The organism is Wolbachia endosymbiont (group A) of Apoderus coryli, from assembly GCF_947251615.1.
Lineage (GTDB): Bacteria > Pseudomonadota > Alphaproteobacteria > Rickettsiales > Anaplasmataceae > Wolbachia.
On sequence record NZ_OX366367.1, the window covers coordinates 1036615 to 1055321 of the forward strand.

The 18707-nt window shown below is 34.4% G+C and carries 20 protein-coding genes, 1 tRNA gene and 3 pseudogenes; 8 read left to right on the plus strand and 16 right to left on the minus strand.

The features are described 5' to 3' along the window. Positions 1-21: 21 nt before the first annotated feature. Positions 22-348, minus strand: a complete 327-nt coding sequence (rsfS, locus tag OPR43_RS05230; RefSeq protein ID WP_265026353.1) for a ribosome silencing factor — start codon at positions 346-348, stop codon at positions 22-24. A 258-nt stretch (positions 349-606) separates the two neighbouring features. Between rsfS and OPR43_RS05235 the strand changes: the two are divergent. The 3 genes and pseudogenes from OPR43_RS05235 to radA all read left to right on the plus strand — a co-directional run. Next, positions 607-929 (plus strand): annotated as a pseudogene (locus OPR43_RS05235) (IS110 family transposase); the annotation flags it as partial. A 104-nt stretch (positions 930-1033) separates the two neighbouring features. Continuing rightward, positions 1034-1177, plus strand: a complete 144-nt coding sequence (locus tag OPR43_RS05245) for a hypothetical protein (protein WP_265034420.1) — start codon at positions 1034-1036, stop codon at positions 1175-1177. A 125-nt stretch (positions 1178-1302) separates the two neighbouring features. Continuing rightward, positions 1303-2646 carry a DNA repair protein RadA gene (radA, locus tag OPR43_RS05250; RefSeq protein ID WP_265034421.1) on the plus strand — a complete coding sequence of 448 codons (1344 nt, stop codon included), beginning with the start codon at positions 1303-1305 and terminating at the stop codon, positions 2644-2646. Here the strand turns inward: radA and ftsY are convergent. Continuing rightward, on the minus strand, positions 2633-3544 hold the full coding sequence (gene ftsY / locus OPR43_RS05255; protein WP_265034422.1) for a signal recognition particle-docking protein FtsY: 912 nt from the start codon (positions 3542-3544) through the stop codon (positions 2633-2635). The genes radA and ftsY overlap by 14 nt on opposite strands. A gap of 191 nt (positions 3545-3735) precedes the next feature. Between ftsY and iscU the strand changes: the two genes are divergently transcribed. Genes iscU through OPR43_RS08420 form a run of 4 tightly spaced genes read left to right on the plus strand, consistent with a single transcriptional unit; the run spans position 3736 to position 6954 of the window. Beyond that, positions 3736-4128, plus strand: a complete 393-nt coding sequence (iscU, locus tag OPR43_RS05260; RefSeq protein ID WP_265034423.1) for a Fe-S cluster assembly scaffold IscU — start codon at positions 3736-3738, stop codon at positions 4126-4128. A gap of 10 nt (positions 4129-4138) precedes the next feature. After that, positions 4139-4552, plus strand: a complete 414-nt coding sequence (locus tag OPR43_RS05265) for a HesB/IscA family protein (protein WP_265034424.1) — start codon at positions 4139-4141, stop codon at positions 4550-4552. Beyond that, positions 4545-5003, plus strand: coding sequence for an iron-sulfur cluster co-chaperone HscB C-terminal domain-containing protein (locus OPR43_RS05270; protein ID WP_265034425.1), 459 nt, complete (start codon positions 4545-4547; stop codon positions 5001-5003). The genes OPR43_RS05265 and OPR43_RS05270 overlap by 8 nt, the downstream gene beginning before the upstream one ends. Continuing rightward, entirely contained in the window at positions 4981-6954 is a 1974-nt protein-coding gene (locus OPR43_RS08420) for an Hsp70 family protein (RefSeq protein WP_265034426.1), read from the plus strand. The genes OPR43_RS05270 and OPR43_RS08420 overlap by 23 nt, the downstream gene beginning before the upstream one ends. 7 nt (positions 6955-6961) lie before the next feature. Here the strand turns inward: OPR43_RS08420 and lepB are convergent, their stop codons facing one another. Then, entirely contained in the window at positions 6962-7708 is a 747-nt protein-coding gene (gene lepB, locus OPR43_RS05280; protein ID WP_320157460.1) for a signal peptidase I, read from the minus strand. An 85-nt stretch (positions 7709-7793) separates the two neighbouring features. Beyond that, positions 7794-7961 (minus strand): hypothetical protein, encoded by a 168-nt coding sequence (locus OPR43_RS05285; protein WP_265034427.1) that lies wholly within the window; start codon positions 7959-7961, stop codon positions 7794-7796. 294 nt (positions 7962-8255) lie between these two features. Between OPR43_RS05285 and OPR43_RS05290 the strand changes: the two are divergent. After that, positions 8256-8734: pseudogene (locus OPR43_RS05290) on the plus strand (transposase); the annotation flags it as partial. A 21-nt stretch (positions 8735-8755) separates the two neighbouring features. Here the strand turns inward: OPR43_RS05290 and OPR43_RS05295 are convergent. The 12 genes and pseudogenes from OPR43_RS05295 to OPR43_RS05360 all read right to left on the minus strand — a co-directional run bounded on the left by OPR43_RS05295 (position 8756) and on the right by OPR43_RS05360 (position 18630). Next, positions 8756-8893: a hypothetical protein gene (locus OPR43_RS05295; RefSeq protein WP_265034535.1), complete on the minus strand. Its 138-nt coding sequence runs from the start codon at positions 8891-8893 to the stop codon at positions 8756-8758. A 255-nt stretch (positions 8894-9148) separates the two neighbouring features. After that, the gene (locus OPR43_RS05300) at positions 9149-9706 is read right to left on the minus strand and encodes a CvpA family protein (protein WP_265026362.1); all 558 of its coding nucleotides are present in this window, start codon (positions 9704-9706) and stop codon (positions 9149-9151) included. 57 nt (positions 9707-9763) lie between these two features. Further along, on the minus strand, positions 9764-10360 hold the full coding sequence (locus OPR43_RS05305; protein ID WP_265034428.1) for a riboflavin synthase: 597 nt from the start codon (positions 10358-10360) through the stop codon (positions 9764-9766). Further along, positions 10324-10476 carry a hypothetical protein gene (locus tag OPR43_RS05310; protein ID WP_265034429.1) on the minus strand — a complete coding sequence of 51 codons (153 nt, stop codon included), beginning with the start codon at positions 10474-10476 and terminating at the stop codon, positions 10324-10326. Before OPR43_RS05310 ends, OPR43_RS05305 begins: the two co-directional genes overlap by 37 nt. 278 nt (positions 10477-10754) lie before the next feature. Further along, positions 10755-11851 (minus strand): annotated as a pseudogene (locus OPR43_RS08515) (IS3 family transposase). 57 nt (positions 11852-11908) lie between these two features. After that, entirely contained in the window at positions 11909-12853 is a 945-nt protein-coding gene (gene dapA / locus OPR43_RS05330) for a 4-hydroxy-tetrahydrodipicolinate synthase (RefSeq protein ID WP_265034431.1), read from the minus strand. A 9-nt stretch (positions 12854-12862) separates the two neighbouring features. Then, entirely contained in the window at positions 12863-13336 is a 474-nt protein-coding gene (gene ssb, locus OPR43_RS05335) for a single-stranded DNA-binding protein (RefSeq protein ID WP_265034432.1), read from the minus strand. A 67-nt stretch (positions 13337-13403) separates the two neighbouring features. Next, positions 13404-13477 (minus strand) — tRNA-Arg (locus tag OPR43_RS05340). A gap of 96 nt (positions 13478-13573) precedes the next feature. Then, entirely contained in the window at positions 13574-14389 is an 816-nt protein-coding gene (locus tag OPR43_RS05345; RefSeq protein ID WP_265034433.1) for a hypothetical protein, read from the minus strand. A gap of 4 nt (positions 14390-14393) precedes the next feature. Next, positions 14394-15002: a hypothetical protein gene (locus tag OPR43_RS05350; protein ID WP_265034434.1), complete on the minus strand. Its 609-nt coding sequence runs from the start codon at positions 15000-15002 to the stop codon at positions 14394-14396. Positions 15003-15006: 4 nt separating this feature from the next. Continuing rightward, positions 15007-16446 (minus strand): hypothetical protein, encoded by a 1440-nt coding sequence (locus tag OPR43_RS05355; RefSeq protein WP_015589193.1) that lies wholly within the window; start codon positions 16444-16446, stop codon positions 15007-15009. A gap of 438 nt (positions 16447-16884) precedes the next feature. Continuing rightward, the gene (locus tag OPR43_RS05360) at positions 16885-18630 is read right to left on the minus strand and encodes a type I secretion system permease/ATPase (RefSeq protein WP_265034435.1); all 1746 of its coding nucleotides are present in this window, start codon (positions 18628-18630) and stop codon (positions 16885-16887) included. Positions 18631-18707: the final 77 nt, after the last annotated feature.

Consider the following 18707-nt stretch of genomic DNA (forward strand, 5'->3'; position numbering starts at 1 on the left):
GTACTTGAATGGCCCAGACAATCAATTCCACAGTTCTTCTATTTTATAATACTCCCTTACTTCTGACCTGAATATGTGAACCATTATGCCTTGAAAATTCAAAACCACCCAATTGCCTTCATCCATACCTTCTACATCTATTTTATCATGTCGCTCGAGACTTTTTATTACGTGTTCAGCTAACGCTTTCACATGGCGACTTGAATCACCAGATGCAATAATCATATATTTTGCAATAATGGTTCTATTCTGCACATCGAAAGTAACTATATCGTGACCTTTATTTTGATCTATTATACTTACAATCATGCTTTTTATTGATTCTGTATCACTGGATACATTAGTCATCATCTTAAATTATTTAATTTGCTTATAATTATACACTCAAAATCTCTAAATATGAACTTGTATCTTTATGATGTAAGGTATTAGAGCTAAAATATCTTGCAGGGAAGGGTGAAGCCGGATGTGAACTAACGCCAATAAGGCCGAAAATTAGATTTTGCTCTCCTTCCAATAGAGTTAAAAGACTGAACAGTATCTTTGGAATTATATCCCGTATTTACAAGAACTCTCAATTTTGTTTATAGTCTTGGAGGCGGTTTTATGCAAACAAATGCTATTTTAGTTATAGATATTGCTAAACAAAAATTTGATGCTTGTTTGTTGGTAGGCAGCAAAAAACGACATAAAGTTTTTCACAACAACCAAGATGGTTTTGAAAAGCTTGTGACTTGGTGCAATAATCATGGAGCAGAGCTTATTCATCTGTGTCTTGAAGCAACAGGTTGTTATAGTGAAAAATTTTATGTATGACCTGGGACATAATGTAAGTGCCAGCCCAAATCAAAGCTTTTGGCAAAAGTGAGCTACTTAGAAATAAAACAGATAGATCAGATGCTGCTATGATCGCTAGGTTTTGTATTGCTTTTCCTTGTAAAAATTTGGCTTATCTTTATATCAGCTCATTCAAACAGCATTAACATGACTTATGCCTTTTTTTGGATGTAGAAATTTTCTAGGAATTGTCTTCTTGAATTCTATGGTATTTTGTTTAACATTGAAACAAGATTCCAGTGTCAAGCACTGGAATGACAGGAGAAGGGGCTACTTAGATGACAGGAGAAGAGGCTACTTAGATCCTGGAGGGAAGCGTGCGTGCAATTATTGTGCATGAATTTAAATGGCACAACTTATTACAATTATCTTCGCACCAAAACGTTTGTGAGACTCAGTGTTTAGATTTACTTCGCCTATTCAGCTAATTTTTATTACAATTATAACAAAATAATTTTGATTTTAATGAAAACTGTATATGTATGTCAATCCTGTGGTCATAGCACTGGCAGATGGGTAGGAAAGTGTATTGCATGTGACAATTGGGATACAATTGTTGAAGAAATAGCAGTAAAAACGGGCAAAAGAAGTATATCTGCGCCAATTTTAATAAAGACGTTATCGGGTAGCGAAATTATCATTCCAAGTCGTTTTCTAACAGGAGTAGAAGAATTAGACAGAGTTTTTGGTGGGGGTATCGTTCAAGGTGCTAGCATTTTAATTGGAGGCGAACCTGGAATTGGGAAATCCACCCTTTTGCTTAGAATTGCAGCTAATGTTGTGCAACTTTCCTCTTTTGAATGTCTTTATGTATCTGGCGAGGAATCTTTAGAGCAAGTGAGTCTCAGAGCAAAGCGTCTTAAGATAAATGAACCTAAAATTAAGCTTTTATCTACAGTGTCTTTAACTGATGTAGTAGCAACAATAAAGGAAAATAAAAGTATTAAGTTCCTAGTAATTGACTCTATACAAACAATGTATGATAGCAGAGTTACATCAGCACCAGGAACTGTAACTCAGGTTCGTACTTGTGCACATGAATTAACCATTCTTGCGAAACAATATGGTGTTTCTCTTTTAATAGTTGGTCATATAACTAAGGACGGACAAATAGCTGGACCTAAAACTTTGGAGCATATGGTGGATACGGTATTATATTTTGAAGGTGAAAATAGCAATCAATACCGCATTTTACGCACTATTAAAAATAGATTTGGCCCTGCAAATGAAATTGGTGTTTTTGAGATGTCTGAAGCAGGACTAGTGCCTGTTGATAACCCATCATCATTGTTTCTGATGGCCCATGACAGAGAAGTAGTTGGCAGCGCCGTATTTGCAGGAATTGAAGGTTCAAGACCAATTTTAATGGAAGTGCAAGCATTAATAGCAGGGACTAATATGGCAACCCCAAGAAGGGCAGTAGTTGGGTGGGATATTAATAGATTGGCTATGATCATCGCGGTGCTAAATGCTCGTTGCAAAATGTTTTTGCATGATAAAGAAGTGTACCTAAACATCGCGGGAGGATTGAAAATACAGGAACCATCGGCTGATCTTGCTGTTGCTGCTTCCCTTATTTCAAGTGTAGTAAATTTACCGCTGCCAACTTCTTCAATAATCTGCGGTGAAGTTGCACTTTCAGGAGAAATTAGGAATGTCTCGCATGCTGATCTCAGACTAAAAGAAGCACAAAAGTTAGGATTCAAAAAAGCAATTATGCCTAAAAATGGTAATTACTCTTCTCATGATATTGAGATAATCAAGCTTGGTCACGTAAGGGAATTAAGAGAAGTCTTTAATTACAATTAAATAACGCTTCAGCAAATTCTTTGCTAGTAAACTCCCTCAAGTCCTCTATATTTTCGCCAATTCCTATAGCATGTAACTTTATCTTATAAGCTTCTGCAAGTCCAATTACCACTCCGCCCTTAGCAGTGCCATCTAACTTTGTTACGATTAGCCCGGTAACATTAACCATTTTGCTAAATGCTTCTAATTGGCTATAAGCATTTTGGCCGGTAGTTGCATCAAGAACTAAAATAACGTCATGAGGGGCAGTGTCATCCAATTTCTTTATCGTTCTATATATTTTTGATAACTCCTCCATAAGGTTCACATTATTTTGTAGCCTGCCTGCTGTGTCAATTAGAACAACATCAACGTTATCTTTTATAGCTTGACTCACAGCCCTATACGCCACACTTGCAGAGTCGCTACCGTACTCTCCAGTAACAATGGAACAATCAGAACGTTCTGCCCAAATGTTTAATTGTTCACTAGCAGCAGCTCTAAATGTATCGCATGCAACAAGCATAACGGACTTTCCCATCTCCTTATATTTATATGCAAGTTTACCTATAGTTGTGGTTTTACCATTACCATTTACTCCGCATACCATTATTATATGTGGTTTTTTATTTAAAATTAACGGTTGCACGACAGGGTTTAATATAGCTTCTATTTCGTTCATTAACTGCTGTGTGATGATATTATACTCAACTTCCTTGTCAAACTTGATGCTTGTGAGCCTGTCAATAATCAACTTGGAAGTTTTATGACCAATATCCATGCTAATTAGCAATTCTTCTAGCTCATCTAAAAGCGACTGATCTAATTTTTTTTTGCCAGAAAAAATACTTTTCACCCCGTCGCTAAAGCGAGAAGAAGTTTTTAACAGGCCTTTATAAAGGTTACCAAATAAACTCAAGGGAATACTCCTTTTTAAATTATAAACTTAATTACAATATAAAGAATGACATGTAATACGTGTATTTGTAAAGTAAAATGCACTCACTTTGCGGGTATTTCGTGAGTAAAATATACCGTTTGCTAGTGTATTTTACTTTAGTTTTTAACTTAAATGTGTTATAATAAATGTAGTGGTTTATAGGTAGTTTTATGAGTTATAATGAGAAAATATTAGATCATTACGAAAATCCAAGGAATGTTGGCTCTCTGGATAAAAATGATCCAAGTGTTGGTACTGGCCTGGTTGGTGCACCATCGTGCGGTGATGTAATGAAATTGCAGATAAAGGTCAATGACAAAGGTGTTATTGAAGATGCAAAATTTAAAACTTTTGGTTGTGGTTCTGCCATTGCTTCAAGTTCCTTGTTAACAGAGATGATAAAGGGAAGAACCATCAGTGACGTTACACAGATAAAGAATACTCAAATAGTGGAAGAGTTGTCTTTACCTCCAGTGAAGATACACTGTTCGGTGCTTGCTGAAGATGCTATAAAGGCTGCTATTCATGATTATCAAAGTAAACAAAATAAAGGTGGACATTGAGAACTAAAGCATGAGTGAATATCAAGAAGTAGGCGGAGGTGAAACTGTAAAAAAGAATAAAAAACTTATCACTATAACTGCAAATGCAGTAGAAAGGATAAGGTATTTATTGGACCAAAAGAAGCATACTAACCTCGAGAAACCGGAAGAAGCAATAGGAATAAGAGTGCTAATTAAACAAAAAGGATGTTCTGGTTTAAAATATGACATTGAATATGCGTATGATATTCGTCCTTTAGAGTCGATAATTGAGGAAAACTGTAGTGATGGCCAAAAAGTCAAGGTGTTGATCGATCCAAAATCCGTCATGTTTATTCTTGGCTCTGAAATGGATTATGTAGAAGAAAAATTTTCATCGGGTTTTGTTTTCAAAAATCCTAATGAGAAAGGAAAATGTGGTTGTGGAGAGAGTTTTCATGTCTAGCAACTATTTTGCATTGTTTGAAATTGAACCAACTTTCAATATCAGCTTTGATGGGCTAGAGAAAAAATATATTGAGCTAAGCAAGACTGATATAAATGAAAGACAGTCCAAAAATATGGAAAATATCAACAAAGCTTATCAAGTGCTAAAGTCTCCACTAAAACGTGCTGAGCATTTGCTGGATCTTTTTAATGTAAAAAATCAAAAGGATCATCTGAATTCTGAAATATTAAATGAATCAATGGAAATAAGAGAGTACTTACTAGACTGCGACGACCTACAATTTGCAAGTAGGATGGTTGATGAAAAAATAAAAGGTTGCATTAAAAACCTAATTAACACTTTTGCTGTAAAGAATTTTGATGGAGCTGCTACACAAGTCTTAAGATTGAAATATTTATATAAGTCATTTGAGGAGGTGAAAAAGAATGCAACCAATTCAAATTTCTGAACCAAATTCAAATGAAGTAGTTTTTGGTATAGATCTTGGTACTACCAATTCTTTAATTGCCATGGTAAACAAAGCCGGCAATGTAGAAATATTTAAAGATGAGCAAGGAAGAGAGCTACTGCCTTCTGTTATTTCATATGAAGATAATACATTGAAAACTGGCTGTAACGTCGGTCGAAATGCAATCTACTCAATAAAGCGTTTAATGGGTAAAAGTGTTGAAGAATTAAATAAAGAAGGCCTCAATTTTGAAATAGATAACGAAAGTGAAAAAGTTATTAGAGTAAAATGCGCAGAGGAAAAGTATCTTACTCCTGTTGAGATTTCTGCTGAGATATTAAAAGCTTTATGTGAGAGGGTAAAAAAGTCTAAGGGGCTGGAAGTAAAAAAAGCAGTGATTACTGTGCCAGCTTACTTTGACGATTCAGCACGTAACGCAACTAAATATGCAGCAAAATTAGCTGGAATAGAAGTTCTTCGCCTCGTTAACGAGCCAACCGCTGCAGCGCTTTCTTACTCCATTGAAAAGAACAATAATAGTGGAATATATGCAGTTTATGACCTTGGTGGTGGAACATTTGATATTTCGATATTGAAATTGCATCAAGGAGTGTTTCAAGTTCTTGCGGTTGGTGGTGACACCAAACTCGGCGGTGATGATTTTGATCATTTGCTGAGTTCAATTGTGCTCGATGAGTATAGAGAGAAAGTATCAAATATCATTCCAGCGCTTGACGCGCAACTGTACGAACGTTGTGATGTAAGTATGATTTCCATTAAGAAAGATGTCATCCCAGTGCCCAGACACTGGGATCCAGAAAATTTAATTGCAAATGAGCACACCAGGCAATTGTATAGTAAGAACTGGATTCCAGTGTCAAGCACTGGAATGACACCACCTGCTGCGCAAACTACCTGCAAATTGCAACGTTCGTATGCTGAAGCGCGTGACGCTGGAATCTACAATATGCGTACTGTGAAGGAATATCTGAGCAAAAACACCTCAGGCATTTTTGAATTCAGCATTAACGGCGAGCTATTCAAGTGTGAAATTACCAGAGAAGAATTCGAGCAGGCAATCAGTTCTTTGGTCAATAAGACTATCAATATAGTCACTCGTACTATAAGCGATATAGATCTTAAAATTGATGATATAAAAGGAGTAATTTTAGTTGGTGGTGCAACTAGAACACCATTGGTTCAAAATTCACTAGTCAAACTCTTTGGAAATAAAGTACTGAATGACGTGGATCCAGATAAAGCAGTTGCCATTGGGGCAGCCCTGCAGGCTCACGATTTAACTTCGAGCTCAAAAGATAGGAATATTCTCCTGGATGTTCTACCTTTATCACTTGGCATAGAAACTATGGGAGGCATAGTTGAAAAAATCATACCAAGAAATACGCCACTACCAGTTTCAGAAACAAAAGAGTTTACAACTTATGTTGATGGGCAAACAGCAATGAAAATTCACGTTTGTCAGGGAGAACGTGAAATGATCGAGGATAACAAATCTCTAGCACAGTTTGAACTAAAAGGTATACCGCCACTACCTGCAGGTTCTGCAAGAGTTGAAATAGAATTCACAGTTAACGTTGACGGAATCTTGACTGTTACTGCAAGAGAAAAAGCTACTGGAATTGAGCAGACAGTTGAAGTAAATTCAAGTTTTGGCTTGAGTGAAGCTGATATTCAAAATATGGTTGACCAGTCAATAAACAGCTTTGATGAAGATATGAAGGCTCGTTCCCTTGCAGGCGCTAAAATTAATGGAAATAAACTCATACACTTGGTTGAAAACAATAATAACTTTTCCACTGATCAAAAGTTGAAAAACCTATTACAAAACGCAAAAGACGCTTTACAAGGCAATGACTTGAATGAAATTAACAACGCTATCGCCGAGTTAGAAAATTCCTCTTTAGAGTTGTGTGAATTAACAAATAGGTAGAAAAAGCTTACACAACCTTGTGCAATACCCTATTTAATCTCAGAGCAACAGGTAACCTGAAATTAAATGGTAACCAATCGACCTTTCCCAATTTAAACGATAAACCAACTATGCTTACACGCCCAATGATATTTTCCATTGGTACAAAACCAACTTCAGGAAACCTACTATCTAAAGAATTATTTCTATTGTCTCCCATAACAAAAAATTGATCGTTAGGTACATAATAAACCGGAGTGTTATATGATAGCTTATTAGAAATGTTATCTATCAAAATCTCATGCTCCTTGCCACTTAAAAGCGTTTCTATATATCTTGGTATGTTACGATTTGACTCATAATCAAAAAAACTTTCAATTTGCCTTCGCTCTACTTTCTGATCATTTAGGTATAATTCTCCCTCTATCATTTGCACTTTGTCGCCCGGTGTTCCTATTACCCGCTTAACAAATCGGATACTGTCGTTTTTTGTGGGTTTGAAAACTACTATGTCGCCACGCTTTGGAGGGGTGTAAAAAATCCTGCCGCTAAAAATGTTTGGAGAAAATGGAAAGGAGTGTTTACTGTAACCATATGAGTATTTACTAGTAAAAATGTAATCCCCTTCAAGTAGGGTGCTTTTCATTGAACCAGAAGGTATATGAAATGGCTCGAATAAAAAACTACGTATTGATAGCGCAATTAGTAGTAAAAAAAACAATGAAGATAAAAATCTTCCCGTTCTTATCACCCAGTTTTTGCTTAGTCCTTCCAACTTTGTTTTTCTTATAAATTAAGCTTATTATAATACATAAATTAAAAAATGGTAATATGAAATTTTACTTGTGAATGTTATTCCTCTATTCAAAACAATTTTGAAAAGGCGGTTCATTTCTTTCAACGGTGTCATCCAAGTAGCGTGACACATAACTGTACGAACATTGCAATTTGCAGGTAGGCAGATGAAAGTAGCTGACACTAGAATCCAGCCTTCCTGCAATCTCATCGAAAACGTTGTGTTTTAACAACCACTTTTTATGCTAGTTTGCTTGTAAGCAAGCAAACTGATTTGGTGAGTATAAAAGTATAGCTAACGCGAGCTCTACGTCATACCGCCACGGTATCTCTTAGCATAGATCTCGCTAACAAGTAGCAACTGTTCAGCCAATGGCGTCAACTTAAGGGAAAATATCAGTGATTGTGTATAAAACTTCTCTCTAAATTTTTTACCATTAAATTACCCAAAAGCTGCAATAAACAGCACTTTTGTTTCTGTTTTATTTCAACAAAGAAGTCTAAAATATGTCCTTTTTAGGTGAAACATGCAAAAAGGAAAAAATCTTATTCTACAAATTAAAAATATAATATACTCGAAAGCTTTTCAGAGAATCCATTGTGTTGAGTTTCACACGAACAAGCTTTTACGACAGTATTTTCTATGATTTTAAAGTTAATTAAGAAAAGTTTAGGAATAGAATGTGAGCTCATTAAGTTCCACCCTCAAAGCAAGCTTTTTCTAAAGCAAGATATAAATACAGGTTTTAAAGAATTTAAGCATCCAAACAGCCTATCAAGATGAGCCTGAGCTGGAGAGGCTATAGGTTTATTGCAGCAGATGGTTCTGGTATTCAACTCTGAAGAAATCGTATCCGAGTTTGAACCAAATGGAACAACAAGCACCGCTAGCAATTTGTTCGTTGATTTGTGTACTTTGCTAATTTGTAGTGCTCGTCTTGCAGCTTGGGAGCAAACGTTGGCAGAGGAGAACGACTCACTCCCCCTTTCGATGTTCACTTCCCTTTTCGACACGTTCATCAGTGGTTCACTCACGTTCGTCTTTCTGATCCACACCTTCCAGCTTATATGCTGATTTTTCCTTAACGCTTATGACCCTATCTCTTAAATAGAGCCACTTAAGGTGGCTGCTCCTGAAAACCGATTTCGAAGGACCTTCCTTCATCTTCAATAAAACAAACATTACTTTGTTTGTTACTGCAGCACACCATCATTCTTAGGGTCGAGAAATTTAGAAAGAGCCATTGCTAAAATGCTTAGAAAAGATTAATAATTATACACACAGTTATTCAACCATATTTTTGACTTACAATTTTGAATATTTGCTCTTAACCTGACACATATGGCTTTTTGAATACTCCCAATGAACATATTTATAAATAAATATTTACTCTTCTTTTTTATTGTTTTTAGGTTTTTCTTAATCAACCATTTCTCCACCGATCTCTTTTATTTTTAGTATCAACGACTCTGGTACATACATGTCAATTACTTCTTCTGCTGTCACAAATAAAGTCTGATAAGAGTGTGAATTTATTATCCAATTAGGCAATATGTCTTCTGCTTTTATTTCAGAATGTTCCTCTTTTTTGTCATATACTGTGTAGCAATATAAGTGCACAGCAAAAAATAATATATAAGAGAGCAATATTCCTTTAAGCACTCCGAGAAAGATTCCAGTAACTCTATCGATAAACCCCAACCTTATGGGCGATAATATGTACATTAGCCAGTTATTTATTATCATCAATATAAGATTAAGTATAATAAATACAGAAATTGTAGAGAGTATGTTTAACGTAACTTTAGAATCAAAATATTTACTATAATTTAGAGTGAAAAAATCATAGTGATTAGCTGTCAGAAAAACTGATAAAAATAGAAACATTAGTGCGCATAGCTCTTTTATAAAGCCTCTAGTTATCGAGATTATTACACATAGAACAACAATGAAGATAATTAGACTATCGAAAAGCATATTTTATATCTATATGGTTTTCAAGATATAATAGTTATAAATAACGAGGTTGTAAAATTAATTGTATTTATGCTGCATCAGTTGATCTAAATACCTAGCGATCATGTCAATTTCTAAATTCAGATAATCATTTACTTTGTTGTACTGAAAAGTTGTATTTTCCCATGTATAGGGAGTGATATTTACTGTAAATTCCTGATTAATAACTGAGTTCACTGTGAGAGAAACCCCATCTAGTGTAACAGAGCCTTTTTTTGCAACAAATTTAATTAATTCTTGTGGGCATGATAGCTTGATTTCATGAGAATCTAAATTTCGCTCAATTGTTAAAATTTTTACTATCCCGTCAACATGACCCTGAACTAGGTGGCCATCGATCTTATCACTTAATCTCATTGCTTGTTCGAGATTTATTTTTTTGCCTATCTTCCACGTATTTAAGTTAGAAACCTTCATAGTTTCTTGAGACGTTTGGACTGTAAATGTATCGCTCATTATATCAACAACAGTTAAACACACACCAGAGCAAGCTATTGAGTCTCCTTTATTTATAGAGGGTAAGTTTTGTGTTTTGATATGGAAAATTTGATCAGAGTTGGAGTGAGTGGTAGTATCAGTTATAGTCCAGATATCCGTGATAATTCCTTTAAACATGTGGTGAAAATAAATAATTTTACCATGAAAAATTTTTTACAACAACTTATTTCTATTTTGTTATAGCTAAAGTAATTCTGGTTTACCGACGATTTAAAAAACGACAAATTCGTCATTCCGCTACTTGCTAGCGGCTAAGAGATACCGCGGCGGTTGTAAGTTAAAAATATGTTATAAAAGAAACACCTTGGTTACACTTTGTCAACGTCGTTACGCAAATGAGAGCTCAAGAAAAATGCAGACTAGAAGCACCGGCATGTAAAGGAAAGTTGTCAAAAAACTGGTCCTACCCAGAAGGTATGAATTAGGTATTGCTTGGTTGGAAGCAAGAGAAGATAATCACTTCTCAGTGACCTTACCCAGAAAAAGTAGAGAGAAAGTTAAGACGATTTTGTCATGAGAATGATGCATCAAATTGTGCAGGAATGCAATAGTTAATAGTAGAATGTCTACGTTGTTTGTTATAAAAGATTTCTATGTATTCAAATATGGCAGTTCTAGTTTGTTGAGCAGAATGTTGAGAAATATCAATAAGCAGCTCCCTTTTGAGTGAACTGAAGAAGCTTTCTGCAACAGAATTATCGTAACAACAGCCCTTATGGCTCATGCTGGAAATGATGTTTTTTGTATTCAATAGAAATTGGTAATTTTGAGAGGTATACTGTGACCCTTGATCGCTATGTAACAGTAGATTTTCAGGGGGTTTGCGTTTGTTAACAGCCATAAGCAAAGAATCCACAATTAATTGTTTTGTCATTGTATGACTCATTAACTACCATGCGTGAGAATTATTGCTGCCAACAACCTTCCTTGGTTTTTATATAAGTAATCCCATACTTTATTTGGTTGCTCAGTGATAAAATTTTGATCTAATATATTAGGAGCAATAACCATATTATTTGGTTGTTTTTTAGTTTTAAATCTTCGTCTAAGTTTGGCTATAATGTCATTTTCCTGCATAACATTTTGCACTGTTTTGATGTTATAATTTTTGCCTAAAGCTTTTATGGATTTTAGGGGCTCCATATCTGCATTTAGATGCTTTTTTTGAATCTCTGCTAGAAGTCCTTCCCTTGCTAATTCTTTATTGCTTTTTTCTTTAGCAATCCATTTATAATAACCACCAGCACAAAACCCTGCATAGTTCCTGTATTTTATAGCAATTTCTATGCTCTTTTATAAAAGAATATTTTACTCTTTTTCTTTGGCAAAATATCCCAGGGCTTTTTTTAAAATGTCTCTTTCTCTTCTTACTCTTGCTAACTCTTTTTTTAGATCAAATCTTTCTTTGTCATAAGGAGCTAGTTTTCCTTTGCCTGGAAATGCGTATGCTCCAGACATTTTTCCATCATATTTTCTTACCCATTTACTTAACATACTGCCATCTATACCTAGATCTTTTGCTATTTTTGTACTTGTTTGACCTGTTTCTTTAACCAGCTTAACAGCTTCCAATTTAAATTCTGCTGTATATTCTCTTCTATTTGTCATATTACACCTCTTTGAAAAAACGTTTTATTTTACTCCAAAAACGTCTTAACTTTCTCTCTACTTTTTCTGGGTAAGGTCAGTCAGTTCTTTCCATCCAAGAATCATTTTATTGGCTTGCCTTAATATCTCAACAGAAGGCAAGTCTTCTGTGCTGAGTGGTAGGCGGACAGTTTGATGTTCTATAAGACCAATATCATGCAAAAGTGCTTTAGTGGGTATTGGGTTGCTGGCAATAAATAGAGCTTTGCAAGCTTGTTGCCAGATATCTGTTGAACTTTTTATGTCATTTCCTGTCATTTGAGGAGTTGTTTTTTTTCTAGTTACGTGCTGGAATGACAGTAGGCATTGCTTAACATATTCATGTGCTACATGTGGCCAAACATTGGAAGCAACGGAAACTAGACCAGCCGCACCATAAGCGGCCATATCGGATATCATATTATCATCTCCGCAAAAGACCTCAATATTTGGAGCAACTTTCTTATACTGAGCTAAAGTATCAACGGTGCCACTTGAATCTTTGATAGCCCAAAATTTTTCGTGGCTGGATAAGTTGCGTACAGTTTCAGCGTGAAGACTCACTCCTGCTCTCGATGGAATATTGTAAAACATAGCCGGCACATGTGCTTTCTCAAGCAGCTTTTCAAACCATAAAGTCTGCCCCATAATTCCGGGCTTTGCATAAATGGGAGTTGTCATTAGATAGCCGTGAATAGGCATACCCTTGCAAAAATCAAGCCATTCAAGAGTCTGATATAGATTCACTCCTGGTACACCAATTATAATTTTCGTATTTAATTTTAGCTCACATACAAATTCAACTAATGTACGCTTTTCAGAATCAGAAAGCGATAGGCTTTCACCTGTGCTACCCAGCAACACTACACCATTTTCAGCTTTAACTTGCATTGTCAGTAAACGCTGCAAACTGCTATAATCTATGCTATCCCCATTGCAATTAAATGGAGTAACACAAGCAGTCCATAAAAATGTAGATTTCAATTTAAATTGTTAAAATGGTATTTCATCGTCGATTAGTTCATCTTTTATATCGTTGTCAAAACTTTCGTGCTTATTTTTTTGTTCTGTTTCATTTTGCTTGTATTCACTCGGCTTGTAATCGGAATTTGGTCGCGAATCCAAGAGAGTAAGAGCACTATTAAAATTATATAGAACCACCTCTGTTGTGTATCTTTCACTACCGTTTTGGTCAGTCCATTTTCTAGTTCTCAAAGAACCTTCAACATAAACTTTACTGCCTTTACGTGCAAAATCTTTGACGACTTTTACTAATCCTTCACTAAAAATTACGATATTATGCCATTCTGTCTTTTCAGAGCGCATACCGGAAAGTTTGTCAGTCCAACTTTCGGATGTGGCTATTGAAAAACTTGCCATCTCTTTTCCATTTTGTGTAGTCCTAATTTCAGGATCTTTTCCTAAATTACCAACTAGTATGACTTTGTTTATGGTACCACCAGACATAATTATGCTCTAAATAAATCCCTTTATTATCTTATATGAAAGTACTATTGTCAAATTTAATTAAAAGTGCGCTTGGAGGGATTCGAACCCACGGCCTTTGCCTCCGGAGGGCAACGCTCTATCCAACTGAGCTACAAGCGCATGTATAGACCCGCGGTATCTCATCAGCTAACAAGCAGTGGGATGACGGTTCTTCAAATTGTCGGTAAACCTAAGTCACTTTGGCTATATACTAAATTATTTAATAGATAAGCTATCCAAGTCAAATTTTTGTTTTGGATAAAGCGTAAACATAATACTCTCATGTCCAAGATATACATTTTGAGAATCATTCGCATGCTTTTTTATTGCTTTTTGATCTACGGCCCATACAAAAGTCACACAATTTTCAGTGACTGAGTGCACTTTTAAATCCTTAGTATTTATAAACAGCTTTCCATTTACCCATATTTTCCATGTATCGGGAGAAAGATATAAAATTGAGTCTAAACTCACTACCTTACAGTTGAAATTATCTGATACCTCCTCTTTTGCAGCTCTTGAAGATCGTAAATTGAACTTTTCCATTTCATTGACCATTCTATTAACTGGCTCTTCATCAAAAAAAATGCTTTTTACGTTACTATATTGTGACAAAACGTCAAAGTCACTTTCCACTGCTTCTCTTATTATATCGTCCCGATCTGTATAGCTTAGTTTTTGATTGTTAATAAAGAAACACTCTTTTGCACGCAAATTTGCTATATCAATAAAATCATCGATTTCTTGATTGCCAACTTTAAGAATACTTTCAAAATATCTTTTTTCTATCATCATTCCATACTGAGAATGATGACAAACCATTTCATCATTACCTTGTTTTTCTATATATACGCATAAATTTCCACTATTTAATCCTAATATTTTATGCTCAATAAAATCTTCATTGCCAATATATTGTCGGCAAGAATACTCCTTACAAATTTCTATGCTTTCTATGATATCTTCACAACTGCAATATGCGTTAACATTGGAAATGAGTAGCGTAAAAATAAAAAACAGCTTTATGTTCATCACCTTATCTACTTAATATAGTATACCAATCAAAGACTATATTAGCTCTCACTATCTCTATCATATTACCATTCAAAATCTGATTCATAGTTGCAGCATCAATATTTCTCTGCTTATTTAAAATAAGAGATTTGATCATAACATAACCGGGCAGATTTGGAATAGACTGTAGAAATAAAAAAATATGCTTATCGCTGATTGAGCTTAAATTTAGGACCACTTCACTTTTTATTACTTTTGTGCGTTCACTTTTGTTGTGGAGCTCAACTTCTTCGGGTATAGAAATTGATATTTCAGGTTCTAATATATAGTACTTTTTATATAACTTGCTAAGCTCGAAATTTAAATTTGCAATGTATCTGCTACTGTGTAAATTTGAAGAAGAAATTTTTTTCCATAAATCTAGGTTTTTATTTAGAACAACTTCCTTTTTTTGAATTCCAGTAATCTGTAAATTAATAGAACGTATTTTATCAATCGCAATTTGGTTTTTATTATAAATCTTTTCGCTATAGATAACAACATATGTTAATAACCCTATTAATCCAACAGATAATAACAAATACGATATAAACTGAATTGTAGCTTTTCTTTTTAATTGAAAGATAGTCATTAATCTACATTGCCTCTCCTATTTCAACATCAATAGATAGATTTTGCTCTTTAGCAGCAGGTAAGCTAGAAATATTAATGTCGTAGGTACGAAAATTATCGTTTAAATTTTTTCGTAGTTTCTCGTATTGATGAGAAATATTTTTACCGGATTGAAAATTAAACTTTAAAGTTGTGGTAATATAACTTTTTGCCTCATTATAATTCCATTCAAATGATCGAAGCTCTATACCTGGTATTTTTAACTTTTCTACATACTTAACTTGTGTAAGAGGAGAGTATTCTATTTTTGATAAAATATTATTGATATTAATAAAATCATAAATTTCATCTATTTTTTTTACATTATAGCTTTGGCTAAGTTTTGTTAATTGGTTATTTAAGGTGTTCTGCTTTGCTGATAAATTATCAGCAACATTGAAATTTGAATACAAATTTAGCAAACAAAGGGTGTTTGTTATAACTAAAACCAGGGCGAAGTATAGAAAAATTCGAGGAGAGTTTAAATAAAGGTAATTGAATAGATAAAATTCTTTAGTTTCCTTTGTATTAAAAATAGCTGCTAATTTATTCTTAAAGCTATGAAACAAAATTATGGTATCGCAAAAGTTATCTTTTTCACTTATAGCTAGTTCTGCTCCTAATAGTTTGCCTAACTCATATGGAGTTAATATGTTCACACTGTTCTCTGAAAAATTTATGACTGATAAACTAGCTTTAATATCTTCTGACACTATGATGCAAAGGTCGATAGGGTTATTTTTTTCAAACCCAAACTTAGTTAAGGATCGAATAGTATCTTGCACTTCCTGATATATTCCACCAGCAATAATTCCTGGTAAATTATCATTAGTAAATGATGTTAAACGCGTAAATACCATTTTATTCTCTTTAAGAACCACTTGTCTATAGCCTCCCGTTTTAGTTGCAGCAACTATAATTTTCCAATTATTAGGATCTTTATGTAGAATCTTTTTTGTTATATTACTTATTTCTATAGGAAACATTAATATTCCCTTAAAGTTGGAGCCTATCTCAATAAACACATTCAACCAATATTCTACTAAATGCTTTGCTTTTGATGAAACAAGAAGATAGCACCAGTTTTGATTGAATTTGTTTGGCTTCTCAACCAAAAAAACTGAACTTATGTCATTATTACGAGAAAAATGCTCCATCTTTGTTTTTGCTGATAGATAGGCACTAATCTTGTTTGCCCTTGTAATAAACTGTAGCGAGTAATTTTGATCTGCATGATTAAGCACCAGGTATAAAGGTGCTTTTTTGTCTGATGAAAGACATGAAATTAAATCGGAAACTGCTTTATCGTTTTTGCCCTTAACAAAATACCTTTTATTTAAAGTATTATTTTTAAAATATAGTAACATTATGCCTTCTTCTCCAATAGAAAGCATAAACTTACTTTTGGATTTTGAACTAAACATATTAACAAAGCATATACTTATCTAGAATTAAAAAGGCAATTTATTGAAATTCATTAAACGTTAGAGGGAAATATTGTTATAAATTTTCGCAGCAACATTATTTATATTATAATTTTTTTATAAAACCATTACTAATATTAAGTTATTTAAACAATAGATTAAGAAAGTTCATTAATTAGAAATATACACTATAGCTAACCCAAGAAAGGTTTCTCTACGTCATACCGCCGCGGCGCTAACGAGTAGCGGAATGACGAATTTGTTGTTTTTCAAATTGTAGGTAAACCTAAGCCACTTTAGCTATATCTGCCGATTAACTTTAATTAATAGGAGTTATTAATCTATTTACTATTCTTGTAATATTATTTCTAATGGTAAAGAAATATATATTTCTCTGGAACAGTTGTTATTTCAGATACAGAATTTAGTGTAAGTAAACTAACCATTTGCTGAAGAGCGCTCATCTTCTGTGGTATTTGATGATGGAGCAACTAATTTGCTCAAAATCTCATCTTTTGGTCCCATAGCGTAAATGACACCATCTGACATGAGGATCACCTTATCAACTACGGACAATAACGGTAGCTTGTGAGTGATGATAACAGTAGTAGTATTTTGTTTTCTTGCAATGCCAATTGCATTAATTAAGCATGCCTCTCCATTGCTATCTAAGTTAGCGTTTGGTTCATCAAGTACTAAAAGTTTTGTGTGACCATAAAAAGCTCTGGCAAGTCCAAGAAGCTGTTTTTGGCCGCCAGAGAGCGTTACTCCTCCAGGACCTCCTATTGTTGTATCATATCCATTTGGTAAGCTTAGTATTAGTTCATGTATTCCTGCAATTTTTGCTGCTTTGATTATTTCTTCAGGATTTGGATCTGGCCTCATGCGAGCAATATTAGCTTTGACACTAGTGTTAAATAACTCAATATCCTGAGGTAAGTAGCCAACATAATTACCAAAATTTTCTCGATTCCAAGTATATACATCAGCGCCATCTAGTCTGACTACACCAGATATTGGCTTCCATACACCAACAGTTAATTTTGCGATAGTGGATTTACCAGAAGCACTTGCACCAATAACACCAACTACATCTCCAGGATCTATAATGAATGATATTCCTTTTACTGTCGGCTTATTGCTTCCATAAGGAGTAAAAAATACTCTATCAAATTCCAATTTTCCTTCAGGTTCTGGTAGAGCCATCGTTTGCTCTCTTTTTGGCGATGTTAATATAAGTCTTTGTAGCCTTCCATATGACATTCTAGCCTGATTTAAAAACTTCCAAGTATGAACCGCAGCGTCAAATGGTGCTAATACTCTACCCATTAAAATTGAAGCAGCGATGATGCTACCAGCAGTCTTATGAGCTGTGATTGCAAGTAATGCACCTGTTCCAATTACTGATATTTGCAGAGTTGAGCGCAAAAACTTAGTGATTCCAGTAATTACATTAGAGCGATTTTGTGCTTTAATTTGCATTGCTCGATTCTGATCATTTCGTTTACACCAATCAGAGACTATGAATTCTGACATGCCCATAGCTTCAACCACTTCTGCATTTCTTGTTGCAACATCTATAGCATTGATATTCCGTATAGTTTCTTCGTTGGTTTCTTGTAATATTCGTTTAGTGGCAAGTTCATTCCATATTGCCATAGAGACTAATATAATAATTCCAGTAATAGCTATAAACCCCGTGGAGGTATGTATCATGAAAATCACAACAAGGTAAATTAACGACCATGGAGTATCAAACAGTGAGAATATACCATTTCCTGTAATGAAATTTTTTATCACTCCGAGATCTCGTATTGCTTCACCACTTGAAGTTGAGCTCTGCACTGACGTTAGCCTGATTGACCTTACTATCAGATCTGGTGTTGCAGTTTTATCGATCCAATCACCTATTTTTGCCATGGCTAAATATCGACAAGTTTCAAGCATTGCAGAACATGCAAATGCAGATAAAGTGATAATTGTCAGCATAGTTAGTGTTGATACACTTTCGCTCGATATCACCCGATCAAGCACTTGAGAAGTATAAAGTGGTAGGAATAACATTAATAAATTGATTCCCGCACTAAACCAAAAGATAAACCAAAATGCACTTTTGCATTTTTCTAGGCAAACATATAGAGTACTTTGCTTCAATTCTTTTTTTATTGATGGCGTAATTTCCACAATCTTCCTCTTAATTTAATTACATGCACCATATACAATTTTTATTACAAAAATATTAATAACGGCAGTTAGCTTAC